This window comes from Plantibacter flavus, assembly GCF_002024505.1.
GTDB lineage: Bacteria > Actinomycetota > Actinomycetes > Actinomycetales > Microbacteriaceae > Plantibacter > Plantibacter flavus_A.
Window position 1 is genome coordinate 1,484,098 of the sequence record NZ_CP019402.1, and the last position, 16,893, is coordinate 1,500,990.

At 69.9% G+C, this 16,893-nt stretch carries 16 protein-coding genes and 1 tRNA gene; 12 read left to right on the forward strand and 5 right to left on the reverse strand.

Annotation, left to right across the window (positions count from 1 at the left end; all coding sequences use genetic code 11):
* The first annotated feature begins 91 nt into the window (after positions 1-91).
* Positions 92-168, forward strand: a tRNA-Leu gene (locus tag BWO91_RS06985).
* Positions 169-250: 82 nt separating this feature from the next.
* Here BWO91_RS06985 and BWO91_RS06990 read toward each other — a convergent pair.
* Positions 251-706 carry a hypothetical protein gene (locus tag BWO91_RS06990; protein WP_079002019.1) on the reverse strand — a complete coding sequence of 152 codons (456 nt, stop codon included), beginning with the start codon at positions 704-706 and terminating at the stop codon, positions 251-253.
* Positions 707-790: 84 nt separating this feature from the next.
* Entirely contained in the window at positions 791-1,477 is a 687-nt protein-coding gene (locus BWO91_RS06995) for a hypothetical protein (protein ID WP_079002021.1), read from the reverse strand.
* Between the two features lie 62 nt (positions 1,478-1,539).
* Here BWO91_RS06995 and BWO91_RS07000 point away from each other — a divergent pair, with 62 nt between their 5' ends.
* The 3 genes from BWO91_RS07000 to BWO91_RS07010 all read left to right on the forward strand — a co-directional run bounded on the left by BWO91_RS07000 (position 1,540) and on the right by BWO91_RS07010 (position 2,692).
* Positions 1,540-1,755 carry a histone-like nucleoid-structuring protein Lsr2 gene (locus tag BWO91_RS07000; RefSeq protein ID WP_064296464.1) on the forward strand — a complete coding sequence of 72 codons (216 nt, stop codon included), beginning with the start codon at positions 1,540-1,542 and terminating at the stop codon, positions 1,753-1,755.
* A 96-nt stretch (positions 1,756-1,851) separates the two neighbouring features.
* Positions 1,852-2,106, forward strand: coding sequence for a hypothetical protein (locus BWO91_RS07005; RefSeq protein ID WP_079003870.1), 255 nt, complete (start codon positions 1,852-1,854; stop codon positions 2,104-2,106).
* A 274-nt stretch (positions 2,107-2,380) separates the two neighbouring features.
* A complete protein-coding gene (locus BWO91_RS07010) occupies positions 2,381-2,692 on the forward strand; it encodes a rhodanese-like domain-containing protein (RefSeq protein WP_079002023.1) in 312 nt (103 codons plus the stop codon).
* A 41-nt stretch (positions 2,693-2,733) separates the two neighbouring features.
* Here the strand turns inward: BWO91_RS07010 and BWO91_RS07015 are convergent, their stop codons facing one another.
* Positions 2,734-4,929, reverse strand: a complete 2,196-nt coding sequence (locus BWO91_RS07015; RefSeq protein WP_079002025.1) for a hypothetical protein — start codon at positions 4,927-4,929, stop codon at positions 2,734-2,736.
* Positions 4,930-5,126: 197 nt separating this feature from the next.
* Here BWO91_RS07015 and BWO91_RS07020 point away from each other — a divergent pair, with 197 nt between their 5' ends.
* The 6 genes from BWO91_RS07020 (at position 5,127) to BWO91_RS07045 (ending at position 11,168) form a co-directional block, all read left to right on the forward strand.
* The gene (locus BWO91_RS07020) at positions 5,127-5,756 is read left to right on the forward strand and encodes a TetR/AcrR family transcriptional regulator (protein ID WP_079002027.1); all 630 of its coding nucleotides are present in this window, start codon (positions 5,127-5,129) and stop codon (positions 5,754-5,756) included.
* Complete coding sequence (locus BWO91_RS07025) at positions 5,753-7,009, forward strand: MFS transporter (protein WP_079002029.1); 1,257 nt, start codon at positions 5,753-5,755, stop codon at positions 7,007-7,009. Before BWO91_RS07020 ends, BWO91_RS07025 begins: the two co-directional genes overlap by 4 nt.
* Positions 7,009-8,253: an alanine racemase gene (locus BWO91_RS07030; protein ID WP_079002031.1), complete on the forward strand. Its 1,245-nt coding sequence runs from the start codon at positions 7,009-7,011 to the stop codon at positions 8,251-8,253. The genes BWO91_RS07025 and BWO91_RS07030 overlap by 1 nt, the downstream gene beginning before the upstream one ends.
* Positions 8,253-9,563, forward strand: coding sequence for a D-arabinono-1,4-lactone oxidase (locus BWO91_RS07035; protein WP_079002032.1), 1,311 nt, complete (start codon positions 8,253-8,255; stop codon positions 9,561-9,563). The genes BWO91_RS07030 and BWO91_RS07035 overlap by 1 nt, the downstream gene beginning before the upstream one ends.
* 134 nt (positions 9,564-9,697) lie before the next feature.
* On the forward strand, positions 9,698-10,264 hold the full coding sequence (locus tag BWO91_RS07040; protein WP_064296457.1) for a LemA family protein: 567 nt from the start codon (positions 9,698-9,700) through the stop codon (positions 10,262-10,264).
* A 19-nt stretch (positions 10,265-10,283) separates the two neighbouring features.
* Entirely contained in the window at positions 10,284-11,168 is an 885-nt protein-coding gene (locus BWO91_RS07045) for a M48 family metalloprotease (protein WP_079002033.1), read from the forward strand.
* 80 nt (positions 11,169-11,248) lie between these two features.
* Here the strand turns inward: BWO91_RS07045 and BWO91_RS07050 are convergent, their stop codons facing one another.
* Together BWO91_RS07050 and BWO91_RS07055 are read right to left on the reverse strand one after the other, a co-directional pair.
* Positions 11,249-12,766: a hypothetical protein gene (locus BWO91_RS07050; RefSeq protein WP_079002035.1), complete on the reverse strand. Its 1,518-nt coding sequence runs from the start codon at positions 12,764-12,766 to the stop codon at positions 11,249-11,251.
* 44 nt (positions 12,767-12,810) lie between these two features.
* Positions 12,811-14,145 (reverse strand): winged helix-turn-helix domain-containing protein, encoded by a 1,335-nt coding sequence (locus BWO91_RS07055; protein ID WP_079002037.1) that lies wholly within the window; start codon positions 14,143-14,145, stop codon positions 12,811-12,813.
* A 109-nt stretch (positions 14,146-14,254) separates the two neighbouring features.
* Here BWO91_RS07055 and BWO91_RS07060 point away from each other — a divergent pair, with 109 nt between their 5' ends.
* Positions 14,255-15,577 carry an AI-2E family transporter gene (locus tag BWO91_RS07060; RefSeq protein ID WP_079002039.1) on the forward strand — a complete coding sequence of 441 codons (1,323 nt, stop codon included), beginning with the start codon at positions 14,255-14,257 and terminating at the stop codon, positions 15,575-15,577.
* Positions 15,574-16,830, forward strand: a complete 1,257-nt coding sequence (gene ilvA / locus BWO91_RS07065; protein WP_064296452.1) for a threonine ammonia-lyase — start codon at positions 15,574-15,576, stop codon at positions 16,828-16,830. Before BWO91_RS07060 ends, ilvA begins: the two co-directional genes overlap by 4 nt.
* Positions 16,831-16,893 lie beyond the last annotated feature (63 nt).

Here is a 16,893-nt window from a genome sequence, read left to right on the forward strand (position 1 = left end):
GCCCGGCTCCGTTCCTCGAGAGGCGCATGTCATCCGGTCCGCCGGGGCATGCGCCTCTCGGCGTTCGACGCCTCGATACGATGAGGTGCACGCCCCCGTAGCCCAACTGGCAGAGGCAGGCGACTTAAAATCGCCGCAGTGTGGGTTCGAACCCCACCGGGGGTACCATTCGGCCTCCTCGACCCAGATCGCCCCACCGTGTCGGCCCGTTTCCTGATGGGATGCACGGGTCGTGGGGTGTGCGAGCAGGTCACCGCCGAGTTCGACCGGACGGCGCGGCCATCGCGGACACCGGGAGGTGCCCCGCGGCGAGGACTGCCGCCGCGACGGCGATCCACGGGTTGCTCAACCACGCTGCAGCACAGAGGAACACCACGACCGGGAGGACTGCCATCGGAATCGGCACCCACCACCAGCGCTGGTACAGCATGGTCCCGTCGCGACCGCCGAGCAGATACCGACCCCACATCGCGTAGTACCCCACCAATGCGACGAGCGCCGGGATCGCCCACTCCCACATGACAACTCCCGGCGCGGTGATGGCCGGGACCACCAGGCACGACACTTGACCTGCACGTTCGAGCCAGATCAGCGGACGAGGTGCCCGCGTGGCGGGGATGGCGACGCTCGGTGGGAACCACAGCAGCAGGAGGTTCGGTGCCAGGACCGCGAGTCCGACGACCAGACCCCAGAAGGAAAACCCCATGCTCGGAGGATAGCTCCGACCGCGCTCGCCTCCCGTCGAGCGCTTCGCCGACTCCGTGGGCCCATGGCGACGACCGAGCGGCGTTCAGAGCAACGACGACAGCCGCGCCTTCCGTCGGTTCTCCCGGATGATCCACGCGACATCGGGGTGCCGCTCGTCGAGCTCGCGGAACGCGGGAAGGCCCGTTCCGGGTCGGGCAGCCACCGCGACGCTCCAGCAGTACCCGAGTGCCTGTCGGAGCGTTCTGGCGTCGTGCTGTCGGTTTCGTTCTGGCGGCAACGCGGCCAGGAACGCTGTTGTCATCTGGCACACCTCGATGGCCGCCGCTGCGACAGCCGGGTCGTGGAGCAGTCGCGGCTCACAGATCCCGGCGACGGCAGCGCGTTGCACGAGCGGCGACGCGTCTGCAGCCCATCCGCGAGCGACGTCCGTGAGCGCTGCTGCGTTCCTGTCTCCGAGATGTTGCAGACCGATGGCCACCCCTTCGCGGACCCGCCAGCGGGCGTCTGCGGCCAGCTCGCGGGCGACGCCCTCGGGCCCGGACCGTTCGGCACGGCTCCCGAGGACGGCGGCAGCGCACATGGCCTGGTATTCACCGCCGTCAGCGAGGAGCATGCGGGCATCGGCCTCATCCGCCTGGGCGAGCAGCGCCTCCAGGAGACTGAGGTTCGCGCGCGGACCGGGTAGCCCGGAGTGCTCACCGAGGAGCTGGGGCCACGCGCTGCGAGGGACGTTTTGCAACGTCGCGTCCCTCTTCGTCGCATCCGTCATGACGTGAGCATATGGTGCCTCGAGTCTCCGTCGCACGGCCGTTCCCATGGAAGGATGGACACATGGCTACCCGCACGATCACGACGCTCGTCGACGACCTCGACGGTTCCGACATCCCCCGCGGGCTGGGGGAGACGGTCCGGTTCGGCATCGACGGCGAGAACTACGAGATCGACCTGACCGACGACAACGCGGCGGCACTGCGCGAGACGCTTGCGTCGTACGTCGAGGCCGCACGACCCGTCATCGCGTCGGCGTCGCTCCGCCGCCTGCACTGAGCTGACGCCCGCACGGCGCGCTGTACCCGTCTGCACGTTCGCCTCGATCCTGCAAGGGTCCCTGCTGGGCGAGGGAGCGCGACTAGCGTGCTCAGCATGAGTACTCCGAGCGACCACGACCACGCACTGAACGACGACGAGCAGACGAGCAAGGACCGCGCGTACAGCCCCTCCAGCGAGGCGGAGACGGCGGCCAAGCAGGACGACGGGCAGCCCGTCGTCCGCGATCCCGACATCGCCTCCGGCATGATCGATGTCGCCCCCGGCACCGGTGGTCCTGACGACAGCGGCGACGTCGACGTCGACCCGGGCGAGCTCCACATCCCTCGTGATCCCGACAGCGCGCACTGAGACAACGATGCCCGAGTGTTGACCCCTGAATGGGGTTCGCAAAACGGACGACGCGAACGCGACACGGCGGTGTTGCGTCACGCAAGGTGCCTCCCGTCCGCTACCTTCGAGGTGGGGGCGTCACCCGTGAGCCGGTCCCGGAAGCCGCAAGCTTCCTGGTCGACCGGTTGCTAGACGCCTCAAGTGAGGGCGAGGTATTCGGGTTACCTCGCCCTCACGCTTGCCCACCGCATCTCCCGGCCCGACCGCACGTCCTCGACGGTAGGCTGAAACGATGCAGGAGATCACCCCCACCGAACTGAGCAAGCTCGAGCAGGCCGTCATCATCGACGTCCGCGAAGCCGATGAGGTCGCCGTCGCCAGCGTGCCCGGTGCCCGGCACCTGCCGATGTCGTCCTTCCTCGACCACCTCGACGAGGTACCCCGCGAAGAGACTGTGTACGTCATGTGCCACTCCGGCGGCCGCAGCGCCCGCGTCACGGGCTACCTCGAGCAGCAGGGCTACGACGCCGTGAACGTCACCGGAGGCATCACCGAGTGGGCTGCGAGCGGCCTGCCGGTCGATCGTCCCGCCGACGTCGGCTGAGGCCTGACGGGCTGACCGACCGTCGAGCGTTCGACCGTCGGTCAGCGCGCGTCGATCAGCGGCCGGAGGTGACGGTTCCAGGCCCAGGTCCCGGCTCCGATCGCCGCGAACGCGAGTGAACCGAGCAGGAGTCCGACGAGCGTGTCACCCGCACCCGGAACCGTCGCCGTCGGACCCAGGAGCCCGAACAGCAGGGTGAAGCCCACGAACGCGCTGCCGAGCCACGCCGGCTTCGACCAGGCGAGGATGGCGCGTCCACCGAGTGGTCCGAGGGGGAGGAGCGCGATCGACGCGGATCCGATCCCCGCGATCGCGGTCAGGTTCACCGCCTCGACCAGCATCGCGCCGACACCACCGTTCGGCTCGCCGGCCAAGGTCGAACCGAGCCAGGCGATCGAACCGAGCCCGGCGGCCGCAGCGATCCGGGCCAGCGCGAGGCGGCCCGCGATGCGTGGCGTGATGGCCTCGGAATCGGTCTCCACCGAGGCTGTCGAGCCGACGTCATGCGTTTCGGGTCTCCGGGTCGGGCGGAGTTCGGTCAGCAACGCGAAGAGGAGAGCCGGCTGGAGGGCCAGCAGGCGTGAGAGCGCGGTGACGATGCCGACCGGCACCAGTCCGCCGACACGGACGCTGACGCGCATCGAGCCCAGCCCGGCTCGGCGGGCGACGACGAGCTGCGCGAGGAGGCCCACGACGTTGATCGCGACCACGGCGACGAGCGAGGCGAACCACAGTCGGAGATACGCCGGCTGACCGCTCACGGGGTGCGCGAACATGAGGATGCCTGCTGCGAGCACGGCGGTGACGACGGCCAGCACCGTGCGACTCGGGAGCGGGACCGACGGGACCCGCTCGAACTCGTCCCTCGGTCGATTGCGCCCGGTCACCGCTGCACGACGACGGTCGGTGATCGTGGCGCGCCAGGGGGCAATGGAGGTCGCGAGGAGTCGGGCCGGGATCGCGATGAGCGCCACTGCCGCGAGGGCGAGGAGGGCGGCGAGCCACCACACCGGCTGGCCGCGGCCGTCGATCGTGGAGGCGAGGGTCTGCGTGAACGGCGTCGTCCCCGACCAGAGGCCGCCACCGCCGCTGGGCGGGGCGGCGCCGGGCAACGGCTCGCCGCTGGGCGACGGGGTCGGCTGCTGCGTCCCCGGAGCGGGAGCCCCTGGCGCGGGCGCAGGCTTGGAGCCGTCAGACGGCGATGGGGAGGCGGGCGGCGCCGGCGTGGCGGGCGCGGCCGATGCATCGCCGAACGTCAGGGTGATCGCCCTACTCGCCCCGCTCGTGTTGCCGGCGGCATCCTGCTGGATCGCGAGGACGACGTGCGCGCCCGCAGGCACGCCACCGCCCGAGCAGCTCCAGGCGCCACCGGTGACGACCGCCGTGCAGACCGACGTCGAGTCGGCGAAGACCGTGACGGTCGCGCCTTCCTCGCCGGTGCCGGCGTAGCTCGCCGCCGAGATCGGCATCGCCTGTCCTGCCGTCGGCGAGGACATCACGGGCGGGGCCGGAGCGTCGCGGTCGACGGTGAGCACGACCGGGGCGGACGCGTCGGAGCGCTCACTGCCGCTGAACGACGCCTGCTGCGTCGCCGTCACGGAGAGGTCGCCGGACGGAAGCGGCTCGCCCAGCACGCAGAACCAACTTCCGGAGCTGTCCGCCGCGAAACTGCAGGTGGCACCGGAGTCGGCACGGACCGTGACCGTCGCCCCGGGGTAGGCGGTGCCGCGGACGCCGCCGTTGCTCGGCGTCCCCGCGGTGATGGTGGGCGGGCCGAGCGCGGAAACGGAGATCTGAGCGGAGAGCGTCTCCGGACCGCCGACCTCGACGGCGGTGATGAGCAGTCCGCCGCCGTCGGGCAGGTCGATCGTGCAGGACCAGTCGGTGCCGTCGTCCTGCGGCAGGATGCAGACCGGCTCGAGACCGTCGCCGACCTGCAGCTGGACACCCGTGCCGGCGTCCTTCGTCCCGGTGACCGTGGTGCTGCCGCTGCCGATGAAGGAACCGGAATCGGGACTCGTGATGGTCGGCCCGTCGAGGGGCGGTGGAGTCGGCGTCGCCGCGCTCTCACTCGGGGTGGGGAGCGGCTCGGGCGTCGCGGATGCAGGACCCGCAATGGTCGTCGTCCAGAGTCCGGCCGAGAGGAAGACGGCGAGAAGGATCGCGGCGCGTCCGATCGAGCGATTCGATCGGACTCCTGTTCCTGCGCGCGCGTGTTCCCCGGTCACCGTCTCCATTCCCCCAAGATCACCGCGGGAAGTCAACCTCCCGCGCCAGATCGGGTCACATTCCAGGCCGATCCGCACGGAAAAATCGTCGCGACAGGTGCGCTCGGGCCGGCGGTCCGCCATACTGGCGCGACTGGGTCATCCGTCCCAGTCGAGTCGACCGCGATGGAGCGGCACGACCCGCAGGCGCCCCGGGAAGGGTTGCGATGCCGAGGATCTCCGTTGTCGACCGACGAGCCGAGCTGATCAGGGCCGCCCTCCGCGTCGTCGCAGCCGAGGGCGTCGCGGCCGCCACGACCCGGGCCATCGTGGCCGAGGCCGGGATGTCGCTCGCCAGCTTCCACTACGCCTTCGCCTCCCGCGACGAGCTCCTCGCCGAACTGGTCGCACACGTCGTCGAGCATGAACGCGTCGTCCTCGACGTCGGCGAGCTGCTGACGGACACTGAGGCCGGTCAGGAGCATCCGCCCACCCTCGAGGCCGTCGTCCGTGCCGGCCTCGAACGCTACGTCGACCTCCTCCGCGCCGATCCGGCTCGGGAGGCGGCGATGCAGGAGCTCAGCGCCTACGCGATGCGGATGCCGGGCCTCGAGCACCTCGCGCTCGAGCAGTACCGGCGGTACGAGGAGCTCGCGTGTGAGGCGCTCGCGCTCGCCGCAACGGTCAGCGGCAGCACCTGGACCCAGCCGGTCGACGAGATCGCGCGGACCGTCATCGCCTTCACCGACGGGCTGACACTCGGCTGGCTGGTGCGACGCGACGATGCCGAGGCCCGGCGACTCGTCGGGACGGTGGCGCACCTCGTCGCAACCCTCGCCGAACCGGGGCCGGGATGAGCGGCCTCGGCACCGCAGCAGTCGACCACTCGGCAGACCGACGGGTCACCGGGCGCTGGGTCGCCGCCTTCGCGGTCGCCTGGCTGGGCGTGTGGATGGCCCAGCTCGCCCCGCTGCAGCTCCTCCTGCCCGCGCAGATCGACGCGACGCTCGCTCCCGAGCACTGGGTGGACAGCGTCGTCGCCTTCGGGGTCGTCGCCGGGGCGGCCGGACTCTGCTCGATCATCGTGTATCCGCTGACGGGCGCCCTGTCCGACCGCACCCGGTCGCGGTTCGGGAGACGCCGCCCGTGGATCGCAGGTGGTGCGCTCGTCTTCGCCCTGGGGCTCGTCCTCCTCGGCCTCCAGACCGGCATCGTCGGCATCGGCGTCTGCTGGTGCCTCGCCATCATCGGCTTCTGCATCCTGGGAGCGGCGCTCACCGCGACCATCTCCGATCAGGTGCCCGTCGGACAGCGCGGCTTCGTCTCGGGTTGGATCTCCGCTCCGCAGGCCGTCGGGGTCATCCTCGGCATCGCCCTCCTGCTCCTGCTCGGCACCCGGATGGCCGTCGGGTACCTGGCACTCGCCGTCCTCCTCATCGTGCTCGTCGTACCGTTCCTCCGGCTGCCCGATCCACTCCCGACGGGTGATCGACCCGTGACGCTCACCGTGCACGCGCTCCTGGAGAGCCTCTGGATCTCACCGCGACGGCACCCCGACTTCGCCTGGACCATGCTCAGCCGCGTCCTCGTGAACCTCGGCAACGCCTTCAGCACCTCGCTGCTCTTCTACTTCCTGCTCTTCGGGCTGGGGGACGCCGACGCCGAGACCGACCTGCTGCTGGTCACGATCGTCTACACGGTGTTCGTCGTCGGGTCCTCGATCCTGCTCGGCCGTCTGTCCGACCGCATCGGACGACGACGCGTCTTCGTCGTCGCGGCCTCCGCCTCACAGGCGCTCGCCGCACTCCTGCTCGCGATCTGGCCCTCACTGCCGATGGGGTTCGTCTCGGCGGCACTGATCGGGCTCGGCTACGGCTGTTTCATGTCGGTCGACCAGGCGCTGGCGACGCAGGTCCTGCCGGACCCGGCGTCGCACGGCAAGGACCTCGGCATCATGAACATCGCCCAGGCGGTGCCGCAGGCGGTCGCCCCGCTCATCGGCGCGTGCCTCGTCGCCTGGCTCGGCGGATTCGCCGGCCTCTACCTCGTCTCCGCGGCCTGCGCCGTCGCAGGGGCGGTCGCTGTCACCCGAGTACGAGGAGTGCGCTGATGACCATCGAACTGACCGCCGGCGGCCGGGTGTCCGAGCCGATGCCCTGGCTCGACCCGAGACGGTACTGGGGCGGTATCGAGCGGGCCGTCTCGGACGTCGACTCGCCCGTCGCCGTCCTGCATCTCGGAGCCCTCCGCCACAACACGCACGACATGCTCCGACGTGCCGCGGGGAAACCGATCCGCATCGCCAGCAAGTCCATCCGCGTGCGAGCGGTGATCGACGCGCTCCTCAGACAACCCGGGTACGCCGGTGTGCTGGCCTACTCCCTGTCCGAGGCGCTCTGGTTGTCCGAGACGGTGGACGACATCGTGGTCGGTTACCCGACAGCGGAGCGCGGTGCCATCGCACGGCTGGCAGCCGACGAACGTGCGGCCTCGCGGGTCACCCTCATGATCGACTCCCTCGACCACCTCGACCTCGTCGACGCGGTGACACCACCGGAGCGACGCGCGCGGATCCGCGTGTGCATCGAGCTCGACGCCTCCTTCCGTGCACCCGCCCTCGGCCACGTCGGTGTCCGCCGCTCGCCCCTGCGCACGCCGGACGAGGTCCGGGCTCTCGCCGAGGCGGTCGTCGCCCGACCCGGCTTCAGCCTGGTCGGGATCATGGCCTATGAGGCGCAGATCGCCGGGCAGGGGGACGACCTCGCGGGGCGACCGGCGTGGTCGGCTGCGCTCCGCGCGATCCAGCGACGCTCGTGGGCCGAACTCCGGGAACGTCGTGCCGCCGTGGTCGAGGAGGTCCGAGCGGTCGCGGATCTGGAGTTCGTCAACGGCGGCGGGACGGGATCCCTGGAGCTGACCGCGTCCGACGACTCGGTGACCGAGATCGCCGCGGGGAGTGGCGTCTTCGGCGGGCACCTCTTCGACCACTACCGGGCGTTCACGCCGGCACCGGCTGCGGCGTTCGGTCTGTCGGTCGTCCGGAAGCCGTCGCCGGAACTGGCGACGATCCTCGGCGGCGGATGGGTCGCCTCCGGTCCGCCGGGGCTCGACCGCCTCCCGCTCATCGCGTGGCCGGAGGGCCTCGAGATGCTCCCGCGCGAGATGGCCGGCGAAGTGCAGACGCCGGTCGCCGGGGCTGCGGCGGCGTCGCTCAGGCTCGGCGACCGCGTCTGGTTGCGGCACACGAAGTCCGGGGAGCTCAGTGAACGGGTGGACGCCTTCCACGTGGTCGGCGACGACGGGGTGGAAGCCGTCCTACCGACGTACCGCGGCGAAGGGCAGGGGTTCGTCTGATGGGCAGGGCGACGGCGTGGACGAACTGGGCGCGCACCGAGCGGGCGTGGCCCGTGCGGGTCGAGCGGCCCGACTCGGTCGGCGCGGTGCAGCGCCTCGTGCGTGCAGCGGCGGGAGCGGGCCTCCCGATCAAGGCGGTCGGAGCCGGACACAGCTTCACCGGGATCGCCGTGGCGCCCGGTGTGCTGCTCGAGCTCGACGCCCTGAGTGGACTGATCAGGGTCGATCGGGAACGCAGCCGGGTGACCCTCCGCGCCGGCACGCGCCTCCACGACGTCCCGCGTCTCCTCGAACCGTTCGGTCTCGCCATGCCGAACCTCGGCGACATCGACCGGCAGTCCGTCGCCGGCGCGATCTCCACCGGCACGCACGGGACCGGGATGGCGTTCGGCGGCATCGCGACGCAGGTCGTCGGGGTGACGATGGTGACGGCGGACGGCGAGCTGCTGACGTCGGACGCCGAGCAGGAACCAGGGCTCCTCCCGGCGCTGGCGCTCGGGCTCGGGGCGCTCGGGATCCTCGTCGAGGTGACGCTGCAGTGCGTCCCGGCGTTCGTGCTGCACGCGGTGGAACGGCCGGAGTCGCTCGACGAGCTGCTGCCCGTGCTGCTCGACCGGGCCGCCGCCGTCGACCACTTCGAGTTCTACTGGTTCCCGCACACCGCGACCGCCCTGACCAAGACGAACTACCGGTTGCCGGGTGATGCGCCCACGCAGCCACTCCGCCCGGTCGCGAAGTGGATCGACGACACGCTCCTCGCCAACGGGGTCTACCGGGTCCTCTGCAACACGGGCGTCGCCGCGCCGGCCATCGTCCCGCGCGTGAACCGGCTCGCGGACCGCCTCGTCGGCGACCGAGAGTTCACCGATCGGTCGCCGCGGGTGTTCACCACGAGCCGCACGGTGCGGTTCGTGGAGATGGAGTACGCGGTGCCGCTCGAGCACCTCCCGACCGCGTTCGCCCGGATCCGCACGCTCATCGAGGAGCGGGGGTGGCGGATCTCCTTCCCCATCGAGGTCCGGGTCGCAGCGGCGGACGAGCTGTGGCTCTCCACCGCATCAGGACGCGCGACCGGATACGTCGCCGTGCATCGCTTCTTCCGCGAGGACCCGGGGGAGTACTTCCGCGCCGTCGAGGCGATCATGATCGAGCTGGGCGGTCGGCCCCACTGGGGCAAACTGCACGGCCGTGACGCATCGTCCCTGCGTGGCGCCTATCCTCGCTTCGACGAGTTCATCCGCCTCCGCGACCACCTCGACCCCGGCCGCCTGTTCGGGAACCGGTACCTCGCCCGCGTCCTCGGCGAGTGACAGCCGGCCGGGAGTCCGGTGCGTCCGCGCTGCACGCCTGCTGCGTGCTTCCTCCGAACTCCCCAAGGGCACCGGCGGGTCGCAGGTAGAATGGGCAGACCCGCTCTCCATCGACTCACAAGGAGCCCATCCTCATGGAATGGCTGATCCCAGTCCTCATCGTCGTCGCCCTGGTCGTCATCGTCGGCATCTACTTCTGGGTGACGTACAACTCGCTCGTGACGCTGAACGTGCGAGTCGAGGAGGCGTGGAGCGACATCACCGTCCAGCTGAAGCGGCGCGCCGACCTGATCCCGAACCTCATCGAGGCGGTCAAGGGGTACGCGGCGCACGAGAAGGCGGTGTTCGAGAACGTGACGAAGGCTCGTGCCGAAACGCTCACCGCCCAGGGACCGGCGGCCGTGAGTGAGGCCGAGACCCACATGCAGCAGGCGCTGAAGAGCATCTTCGCCGTCGCGGAGGCCTACCCGCAGCTCCAGGCGAGCCAGAACTTCCTCCAGCTCCAGTCCGAGATCGTCGACACCGAGGACAAGATCCAGGCCTCGCGCCGCTTCTACAACGGCGGTGTCCGGGAGCTGAACACCAAGGTCAAGGTGTTCCCGAACAACCTGTTCGCCAAGGGCCTCGGGTTCTCGGAGCACGACTTCTTCGAGGTCACCGACAACGCGGCGATCGCCGAACCGCCGCGCGTCCAGTTCTGACGTGCGGTAGCGCAGTCCCATGTACCGCGCCATCGCCAGGAACAAGCTCAACACGGTCCTGATCTTCGTCGTCTTCCTGGTCATCATCGGCGGCCTCGGTTGGCTCGCGGGGTATCTCTACCAGAACCTGACGATCACGATCGTGGTCCTCGTCGTGGCCGTCGTGTACGCGGTGATCCAGTACTTCTTCGCGGGGCGGCAGGCCATCGCGATGACCGGAGCGCAGCGCATCGAGCTGGCCGACAACCCGAGGCTGTACCGCATCGTCGAGAACCTCGCGATCACGACCGGGACGCCGATGCCCGAGGTGTACCTCATCGCCGACCCGGCACCCAATGCGTTCGCGACGGGTCGCGACCCCCAGCACGCGATGGTGGCTGCGACGACCGGCCTCCTCGAGATCCTCAACGACGCCGAGCTGGAGGGGGTCATGGCCCACGAGCTCGGTCACGTCCGCAACTACGACATCCGCGTGTCCATGGTCGTCTTCGGCCTCGTCGTCGCGATCGGGTTCCTCTCCGACATGCTCCTCCGGATGACGATCTGGGGAGGCGGCAACCGGAACAACAACAACGGCGGCAACCCCGTGATGCTCATCATCGGCATCGTGGCGATGCTCGTGGCGCCGCTGCTCGCGACGCTCGTCCAGCTGTCCATCTCGCGGCAGCGTGAGTACCTCGCCGACGCGACGGGGGCCCTCACGACCCGTCATCCGGAAGCGCTCGCGAGCGCGCTGGGGAAGCTCGCCGCGTACGGTCGACCGATGGCGAAGCAGAACTCGTCCATGGCGCACCTCTGGATCTCCGACCCGTTGAAGCCCGGCGCGGTCGCCCGCTTGTTCAGCACCCACCCGCCGCTCGTCGAACGGATCAAGCGCCTGAGCACCATCGGCGGCGGCTTCTAGGCGAGGACATCCCGGTCCCGGATACACGAATGGGGCGGCACCCGGAGGTGCCGCCCCATTCGGCGTTCAGGCGAGAACCGTTACTCGGTCTGCTCGTCGGAGTCGAACGTCACCGTGACCTTGTCGTCGGCGTCGATCGTGATCTTGCCGGGGAAGTTCAGGTACGTGTCCCACACCTGCTGACCCGCCACGGCGCTGCCGTACCAGGAGGCGTCGAACGAGCCGTCGATGCGGCCGTCCGAGGTGTAGAAATACGAACCGCTCTCGTCGACCTCGACGGTCGGGGGAGAGGTGAGCGTCCAGGTCACCGGGCCGACACTCGTGAACTGCTTCTGCTGCCAGTCCGGCATGACGCCACAGGTGGTGTCGAGCGTGGTGGCGTCGAGGCACTTCTCGATCATCGCGACGACCTGCTTCGTGACCTCGGTTGTGAGCGCCTCGGTGGCGGTCACGTCGATGTCGATGAAGGCCGAACCCTCGCCGGCGCTGTACGAGCTCAGCGTGATGGTCTGGGCATCGCCCTGCAGGAACTTGCTCTCCGGCGGAGCGACCGTGTAGATGGCCGGATAGGCGAACAGGCTCTCGTCGGACGCGCCGTCGAAGTTGACGCCGTTGACGCTGAACGCCGTGCCACCGAGACCGGTGTAGACGTTGATGCTGCCGACGAGGGAGCTGGCGAGCTTCCACTGGTCGAAGAACAGGAATTGCTTGCCTTCGCTCTCGAGCGTGACCGAGTCCTCGTACTTCTTGCCACCGAGTTCGTACGTGACCTGCACGCGTGCCTCGCCGTTGCGGTTGTAGACCCGGCCGACCTCGGGGTTCTTGATGCGCTCGTCGGCGCCCTTGAGGACCTCGTTGGTGAGCAGTGCGGTCGGCTTGACGGGTTCGGGGGCTGCCGCTTCGGCGTCGGGATCGGCCGACGCGGAGGGGTCCGGCGTGGCTTCGGGCTCTGCAGACTCGTCGTCGGTGCTGCCGACGATCGACGGGTCCGGCGCGACGAGGCTCGTCGCGAGCTTCGCGTCTCCGGCGGCGATGGCCTTGAGGTATTCCTCGACCTTCGCCTGCGGGCCGAACGCCGTGGTGTTCAGCACACCGATGGTGATGGCGGCTGCAGCGATGAGCACGAGTGCGCCACCGGCGATCGACGACCACAGGATGATCCGCTTCTTCTGCTTCGGGTCCATCGGTTGCTTCGGAGCGCCGGTCGCGTACGGGTTCTGCGCCGTCGCGTACTGGCCGTTGGGCTGCTGGCCCTGCTGGTACGGGTTCTGCGCGCCGGTCTGCTGTCCGGTCTGCTGACCGTAGGGAGCCGGGGGTGCCTGGTTCGGAGTCTGCTGCTGTCCGGACTGGTACGGGTTCTGCTGACCCTGCTGGTACGGATTCGGGGTCTGCTGCTGTCCGGACTGGTACGGGTTCGGGGTCTGCTGCTGGCCCGACTGGTACGGGTTCGGCGTCTGCGGCTGTCCGGACTGGTACGGGTTGGGCTGCTCCTTACCCTGCTGGTACGAGGGCTGCTGGTCGCCCTGGGACGGCTGGTGCTGCTGCTCGCCCGGGTTCGGCGGGCCTGGTTGCTGTGGTGTGGTGTCGTCGTTGCTCATGGGCGGGTTCCCCTCGTTTCGGACCATGAAGGTGCCCGCCAATCCTATAGTTGTTGTGTATCTCCTGAGAGTGATTGTGCAGGCTGAGCATGGGGAGTAGTGCCCATGTTCGGCGTGAGTGGGAGGAGCCGGGTGCCAAGGGCATGCGCCAACGGTGCCGCCAGCGTCCCGCGGTCGACGACGGCCACCGCATCGAGTCCCTGCCAGTGGGCCGTATGGCCGAGGAGCTCCGCCAGGCGTCCCGCGATCGCGTCATCGTCGACGGGACGAAGCCCCCTGACGACGGCATCCTGGTGTCCACGCTCGAACCAGGCGGACTGGACCCGCAGGACCCCGGCCTGACGGTCGCTCTTCAGGTCGACGCGCGCGACGATCTCGCCGTCGATGAGGACCGGGAGCACGTAGTAGCCGTAGACCCGCTTGGGCTCCGGCGTGTAGATCTCGATCCGGTAGTGGAGCCCGAACATGCGGAGGGCGCGTTCGCGGAACCAGACGACCGGGTCGAACGGGCTGAGCAGCGCGGCCCCCTCGATCCGCCGCGGCCGTCGGGCGTCGCGGTGCAACCATGCCTCCTGCGGCCCGCCGCGTCGCTCCCAGCCGGCCACGGTCACGGGTTCGAGGACACCGGCGTCCACGAGCTCGTCGACCGCTCGGCGGACCGCGGTCTGCGGCTTGATCCGGAAGTAGTCCGCGAGGTCGGCGACGGTCGCGACGCCGTGCGCTGCGGCGGCCTGCTCGACGAGCGCACGGATCGCATCGGCCCGGTCGACGTCGAGGTCGAGGAGGTGCTGCGGGAGCACCTGCTCGGCCAGTGCGTACCGGCGTTCGAACCGGTCGCGACCGGCCGTGACCACTTCGCCGTAGAGGAACAGGACCTCCAACGCCCGCTTCACATCGGACCATCCCCACCAGGGTCCGCGTCGGACGTTCGCGTCGTGTTCGATCTCACTCGCCTTCAGTGGCCCCTCGACGCGGAGGAGTGCTCGCACCCAGTCCAACATCTCCGTGTTCTGGCTCGCCCAGGCGGTCTCGTCGCCGGCATGCTTCGCGCGGTGCGCGTCCATCCGCCACCGGAACAGCGGCCACGAGTCGCGGGGGATGAAGGCCGCCTCATGCGCCCAGTACTCGAGGTAGGGCGCGTCGGCTCCGAGCGTCAAGCGATCGAGCAGTGTCTTGTCGTACCCGCCGAGCCTCGCGAACAGCGGCAGGTAGTGACTGCGCTCGAACACGTTGACGGAGTCGATCTGTAGGAGCCCCAGCCGGTCGATCGTCGAGCGCAGGGTGCGGGTACCCGCCGGGGTCGTGCGCTGCGGGGCGCCGAGTCCCTGCGCACCGAGCGCGATCCGTCGGGCGAGGGCGGGGGAGAGGGAAGCGGACACGGCCCGACGCTAGCACCGGCGTCGGACACCCGCCGTGCACTGCGGAGGCGCCGCCGCCCACCGGCGTCCGCATGCGCTCACCGGCATGTGCCAGCCCTACACTTGAGCAATGGCGGACGACACTCCGAAGACCTGGTGGGGACGCTTCCTCCCCGAAGCGGCCTCGCCCGTGCGCGAACCGGACCCGAGCGGATCGAGCAGCGTCCCGCGCGGCATGCGCGTGGCCGCAGCGTGGTCCTGGCGGATCCTGCTGGTGGCCGCGGTCGTCGCGCTGCTCGTCTTCCTCGTCGTGCAGCTCCGCCTCATCGTCATCCCGCTCCTCATCGCCGTCCTCGTCTCCGCGCTGCTGAAGCCTCTCGTCGACGTCCTGGTGCGTCACCGCTGGCCGAAGGGCCTCGCCATCGCACTCGCGATGGTCGGCACGCTCTCCGTGGTGAGCGGACTGATCTTCCTCGCCATCTCGCAGATCACCTCCCAGTTCGCCTCCGTACAGGCCCGCACCATGACCGCCTACGGCGATTTCAAGGCCTTCCTGCTCGCCAGCCCGTTGCACGTGACCGAGACGCAGCTCAACGACTTCATCGCCCAGGCGTTCGACTCGCTCCAGCAGGACAGCCAGGTCCTGCTCTCAGGCGCCCTGTCGATCGGTTCGACGCTCGGCCATGTCGCGACGGGCGTCTTCCTGACGCTCTTCTGTCTGCTGTTCATGCTCATCGACGGTCGGACGATCTGGCATTGGACGGTGCGCGTCTTCCCGCAGCGGGCACGCCCCGCCGTCGACAGCGCCGGTCGCGCAGGATGGCGGACGCTCGGCAACTACGTCCGCACGCAGATCCTCGTGGCCTCGATCGATGCGGTCGGTATCGGACTCGGCGCGTTCTTCCTCGGCGTCCCGCTCGCGATCCCGGTCGCCGTGCTCGTGTTCCTCGGCTCGTTCGTGCCGATCGTCGGTGCCGTCGTGACCGGAGCCGTGGCCGTCTTCCTCGCGCTCGTCTACAACGGTCCGGTCATCGCGCTGCTCATGCTCGGTGTCGTGCTCCTCGTCCAGCAGCTCGAGGGGCATGTCCTGCAGCCGCTCATCATGGGTACGGCCGTCAAGGTGCACCCACTCGCCGTCGTCCTCGCCGTCGCGGGCGGCACGCTCGTCGCCGGCATCCCCGGCGCCCTGTTCGCGGTGCCCGTGGTGGCCGTGATCAACGTGATGGTCCACACCATCGCCAGCGGCACGTGGCGGACCGGCGGCAATGCGCCGCCGGAACCGGGTACCGACGGCGCCATCTGGCAGACCGTCCCGAGCCCCAGGCGAATCCGTCCGGGCTCCCGCTCGTCCCACGAGCCGCAGGATCGCCCAGGCGATCAGGAGCCCCAGCACCCCAGCGAAGACCTCCGAGAGACCTCGTCCCCAGAAAGTCCAGGACCCCGCACACCATGACCGATACAACGACCACCACCCCCGTGTTCCCCGGCCCGTCGCTCGCCGCGTTCGAGCGAGCCAGGGACACCCTCGTCGGCACCGTCCAGCGCACGCCGATGGAGAGTTCCCGCTACCTCGCCGACGTCCTCGGCGTGCCCGTGCACCTCAAGTGCGAGAACCTCCAGCGCACCGGCTCCTACAAGATCCGCGGCGCGTACAACCGCATGTCCAGCCTGACCCCCGAGGAGCGGGCGCGGGGCGTCGTCGCCGCCTCGGCGGGCAACCACGCGCAGGGCGTCGCCTTCGCCGCCCGCGAGCTCGGCATCACCGCGACCATCTTCATGCCGGTCGGCGTCCCGCTCCCGAAGCTCGCCGCCACGCGCGACTACGGTGCGCACGTCATCCTGCGCGGCCACACGGTGGCGGAACCGCTGATCGCCGCCGCCGAGTTCGCCGCGGAGACCGGTGCCATCCTCATCCCGCCGTTCGACCACCCGGACGTCATCACCGGGCAGGGCACGCTCGGTCTCGAGATCCTCGAGGAGGTCCCCGACGTCGAGACGGTCATCGTGCCGATCGGCGGCGGCGGGCTCATCTCGGGTGTCGCGGGGGTCATGAAGCAGCGCGCGGCCCTCGAAGGACGCACCATCCGGGTGATCGGCGTCCAGGCGGCGAACGCGGCCGCGTACCCGGTGTCGCTGGAAGCAGGAACCCCGACGACCATCGCCGTGCAGCCGACCATCGCCGACGGCATCGCCGTGGCCCGTCCCGGTGAGCTCAACTTCGAGATGATCAGCGCGCTCGTCGACGAGGTCGTCACCGTCAGCGAGGACGACCTCGCCCGGGCCATCGTGGTCCTCCTCGAGCGTGCCAAGCTCGTCGTCGAACCTGCCGGAGCCGCCGGTGTCGCGGCGATCCTGGCCGGGAAGATCGAGCCGACCGGCACGACGGTCACCATCCTCTCCGGCGGCAACATCGACCCCCTCCTGCTGCAGCGGGTCGTCAGTCACGGACTCGCGGCGTCGGACCGCTACCTGACCCTGCGCATCCCACTGCCCGACCGGCCGGGCCAGCTCGCACGGACGGCGGAGCTCGTCGCGCAGGCCAATGCGAACGTCATCGAGGTGCTGCACACCCGACACGGACACGGCCTGCAGATCAGCGACGTCGAACTCGAGCTCAGCATCGAGACGCGCGGGCCCGACCACCGCGACCTCGTCGTGCAGACGCTCCGCGAGGCGGGGTACGACCCGCAGATCGTCGACGACTGATCCGACTGCCGGAACGCAGCAGGGCCCCGCCGTGTCGGCGGGGCCCTGCTGCGTCTGGTCGGT

Bases quoted from the DNA above. Each gene is read 5' to 3' on its own strand.
- BWO91_RS06990 (WP_079002019.1), bottom strand. From the start codon at position 706: ATGGGGTTTTCCTTCTGGGGTCTGGTCGTCGGACTCGCGGTCCTGGCA.
- BWO91_RS06995 (WP_079002021.1), bottom strand. From the start codon at position 1,477: ATGACGGATGCGACGAAGAGGGACGCGACGTTGCAAAACGTCCCTCGC.
- BWO91_RS07000 (WP_064296464.1), top strand. From the start codon at position 1,540: ATGGCTACCCGCACGATCACGACGCTCGTCGACGACCTCGACGGTTCC.
- BWO91_RS07005 (WP_079003870.1), top strand. From the start codon at position 1,852: ATGAGTACTCCGAGCGACCACGACCACGCACTGAACGACGACGAGCAG.
- BWO91_RS07010 (WP_079002023.1), top strand. From the start codon at position 2,381: ATGCAGGAGATCACCCCCACCGAACTGAGCAAGCTCGAGCAGGCCGTC.
- BWO91_RS07015 (WP_079002025.1), bottom strand. From the start codon at position 4,929: ATGGAGACGGTGACCGGGGAACACGCGCGCGCAGGAACAGGAGTCCGA.
- BWO91_RS07020 (WP_079002027.1), top strand. From the start codon at position 5,127: ATGCCGAGGATCTCCGTTGTCGACCGACGAGCCGAGCTGATCAGGGCC.
- BWO91_RS07025 (WP_079002029.1), top strand. From the start codon at position 5,753: ATGAGCGGCCTCGGCACCGCAGCAGTCGACCACTCGGCAGACCGACGG.
- BWO91_RS07030 (WP_079002031.1), top strand. From the start codon at position 7,009: ATGACCATCGAACTGACCGCCGGCGGCCGGGTGTCCGAGCCGATGCCC.
- BWO91_RS07035 (WP_079002032.1), top strand. From the start codon at position 8,253: ATGGGCAGGGCGACGGCGTGGACGAACTGGGCGCGCACCGAGCGGGCG.
- BWO91_RS07040 (WP_064296457.1), top strand. From the start codon at position 9,698: ATGGAATGGCTGATCCCAGTCCTCATCGTCGTCGCCCTGGTCGTCATC.
- BWO91_RS07045 (WP_079002033.1), top strand. From the start codon at position 10,284: ATGTACCGCGCCATCGCCAGGAACAAGCTCAACACGGTCCTGATCTTC.
- BWO91_RS07050 (WP_079002035.1), bottom strand. From the start codon at position 12,766: ATGAGCAACGACGACACCACACCACAGCAACCAGGCCCGCCGAACCCG.
- BWO91_RS07060 (WP_079002039.1), top strand. From the start codon at position 14,255: ATGGCGGACGACACTCCGAAGACCTGGTGGGGACGCTTCCTCCCCGAA.
- ilvA (WP_064296452.1), top strand. From the start codon at position 15,574: ATGACCGATACAACGACCACCACCCCCGTGTTCCCCGGCCCGTCGCTC.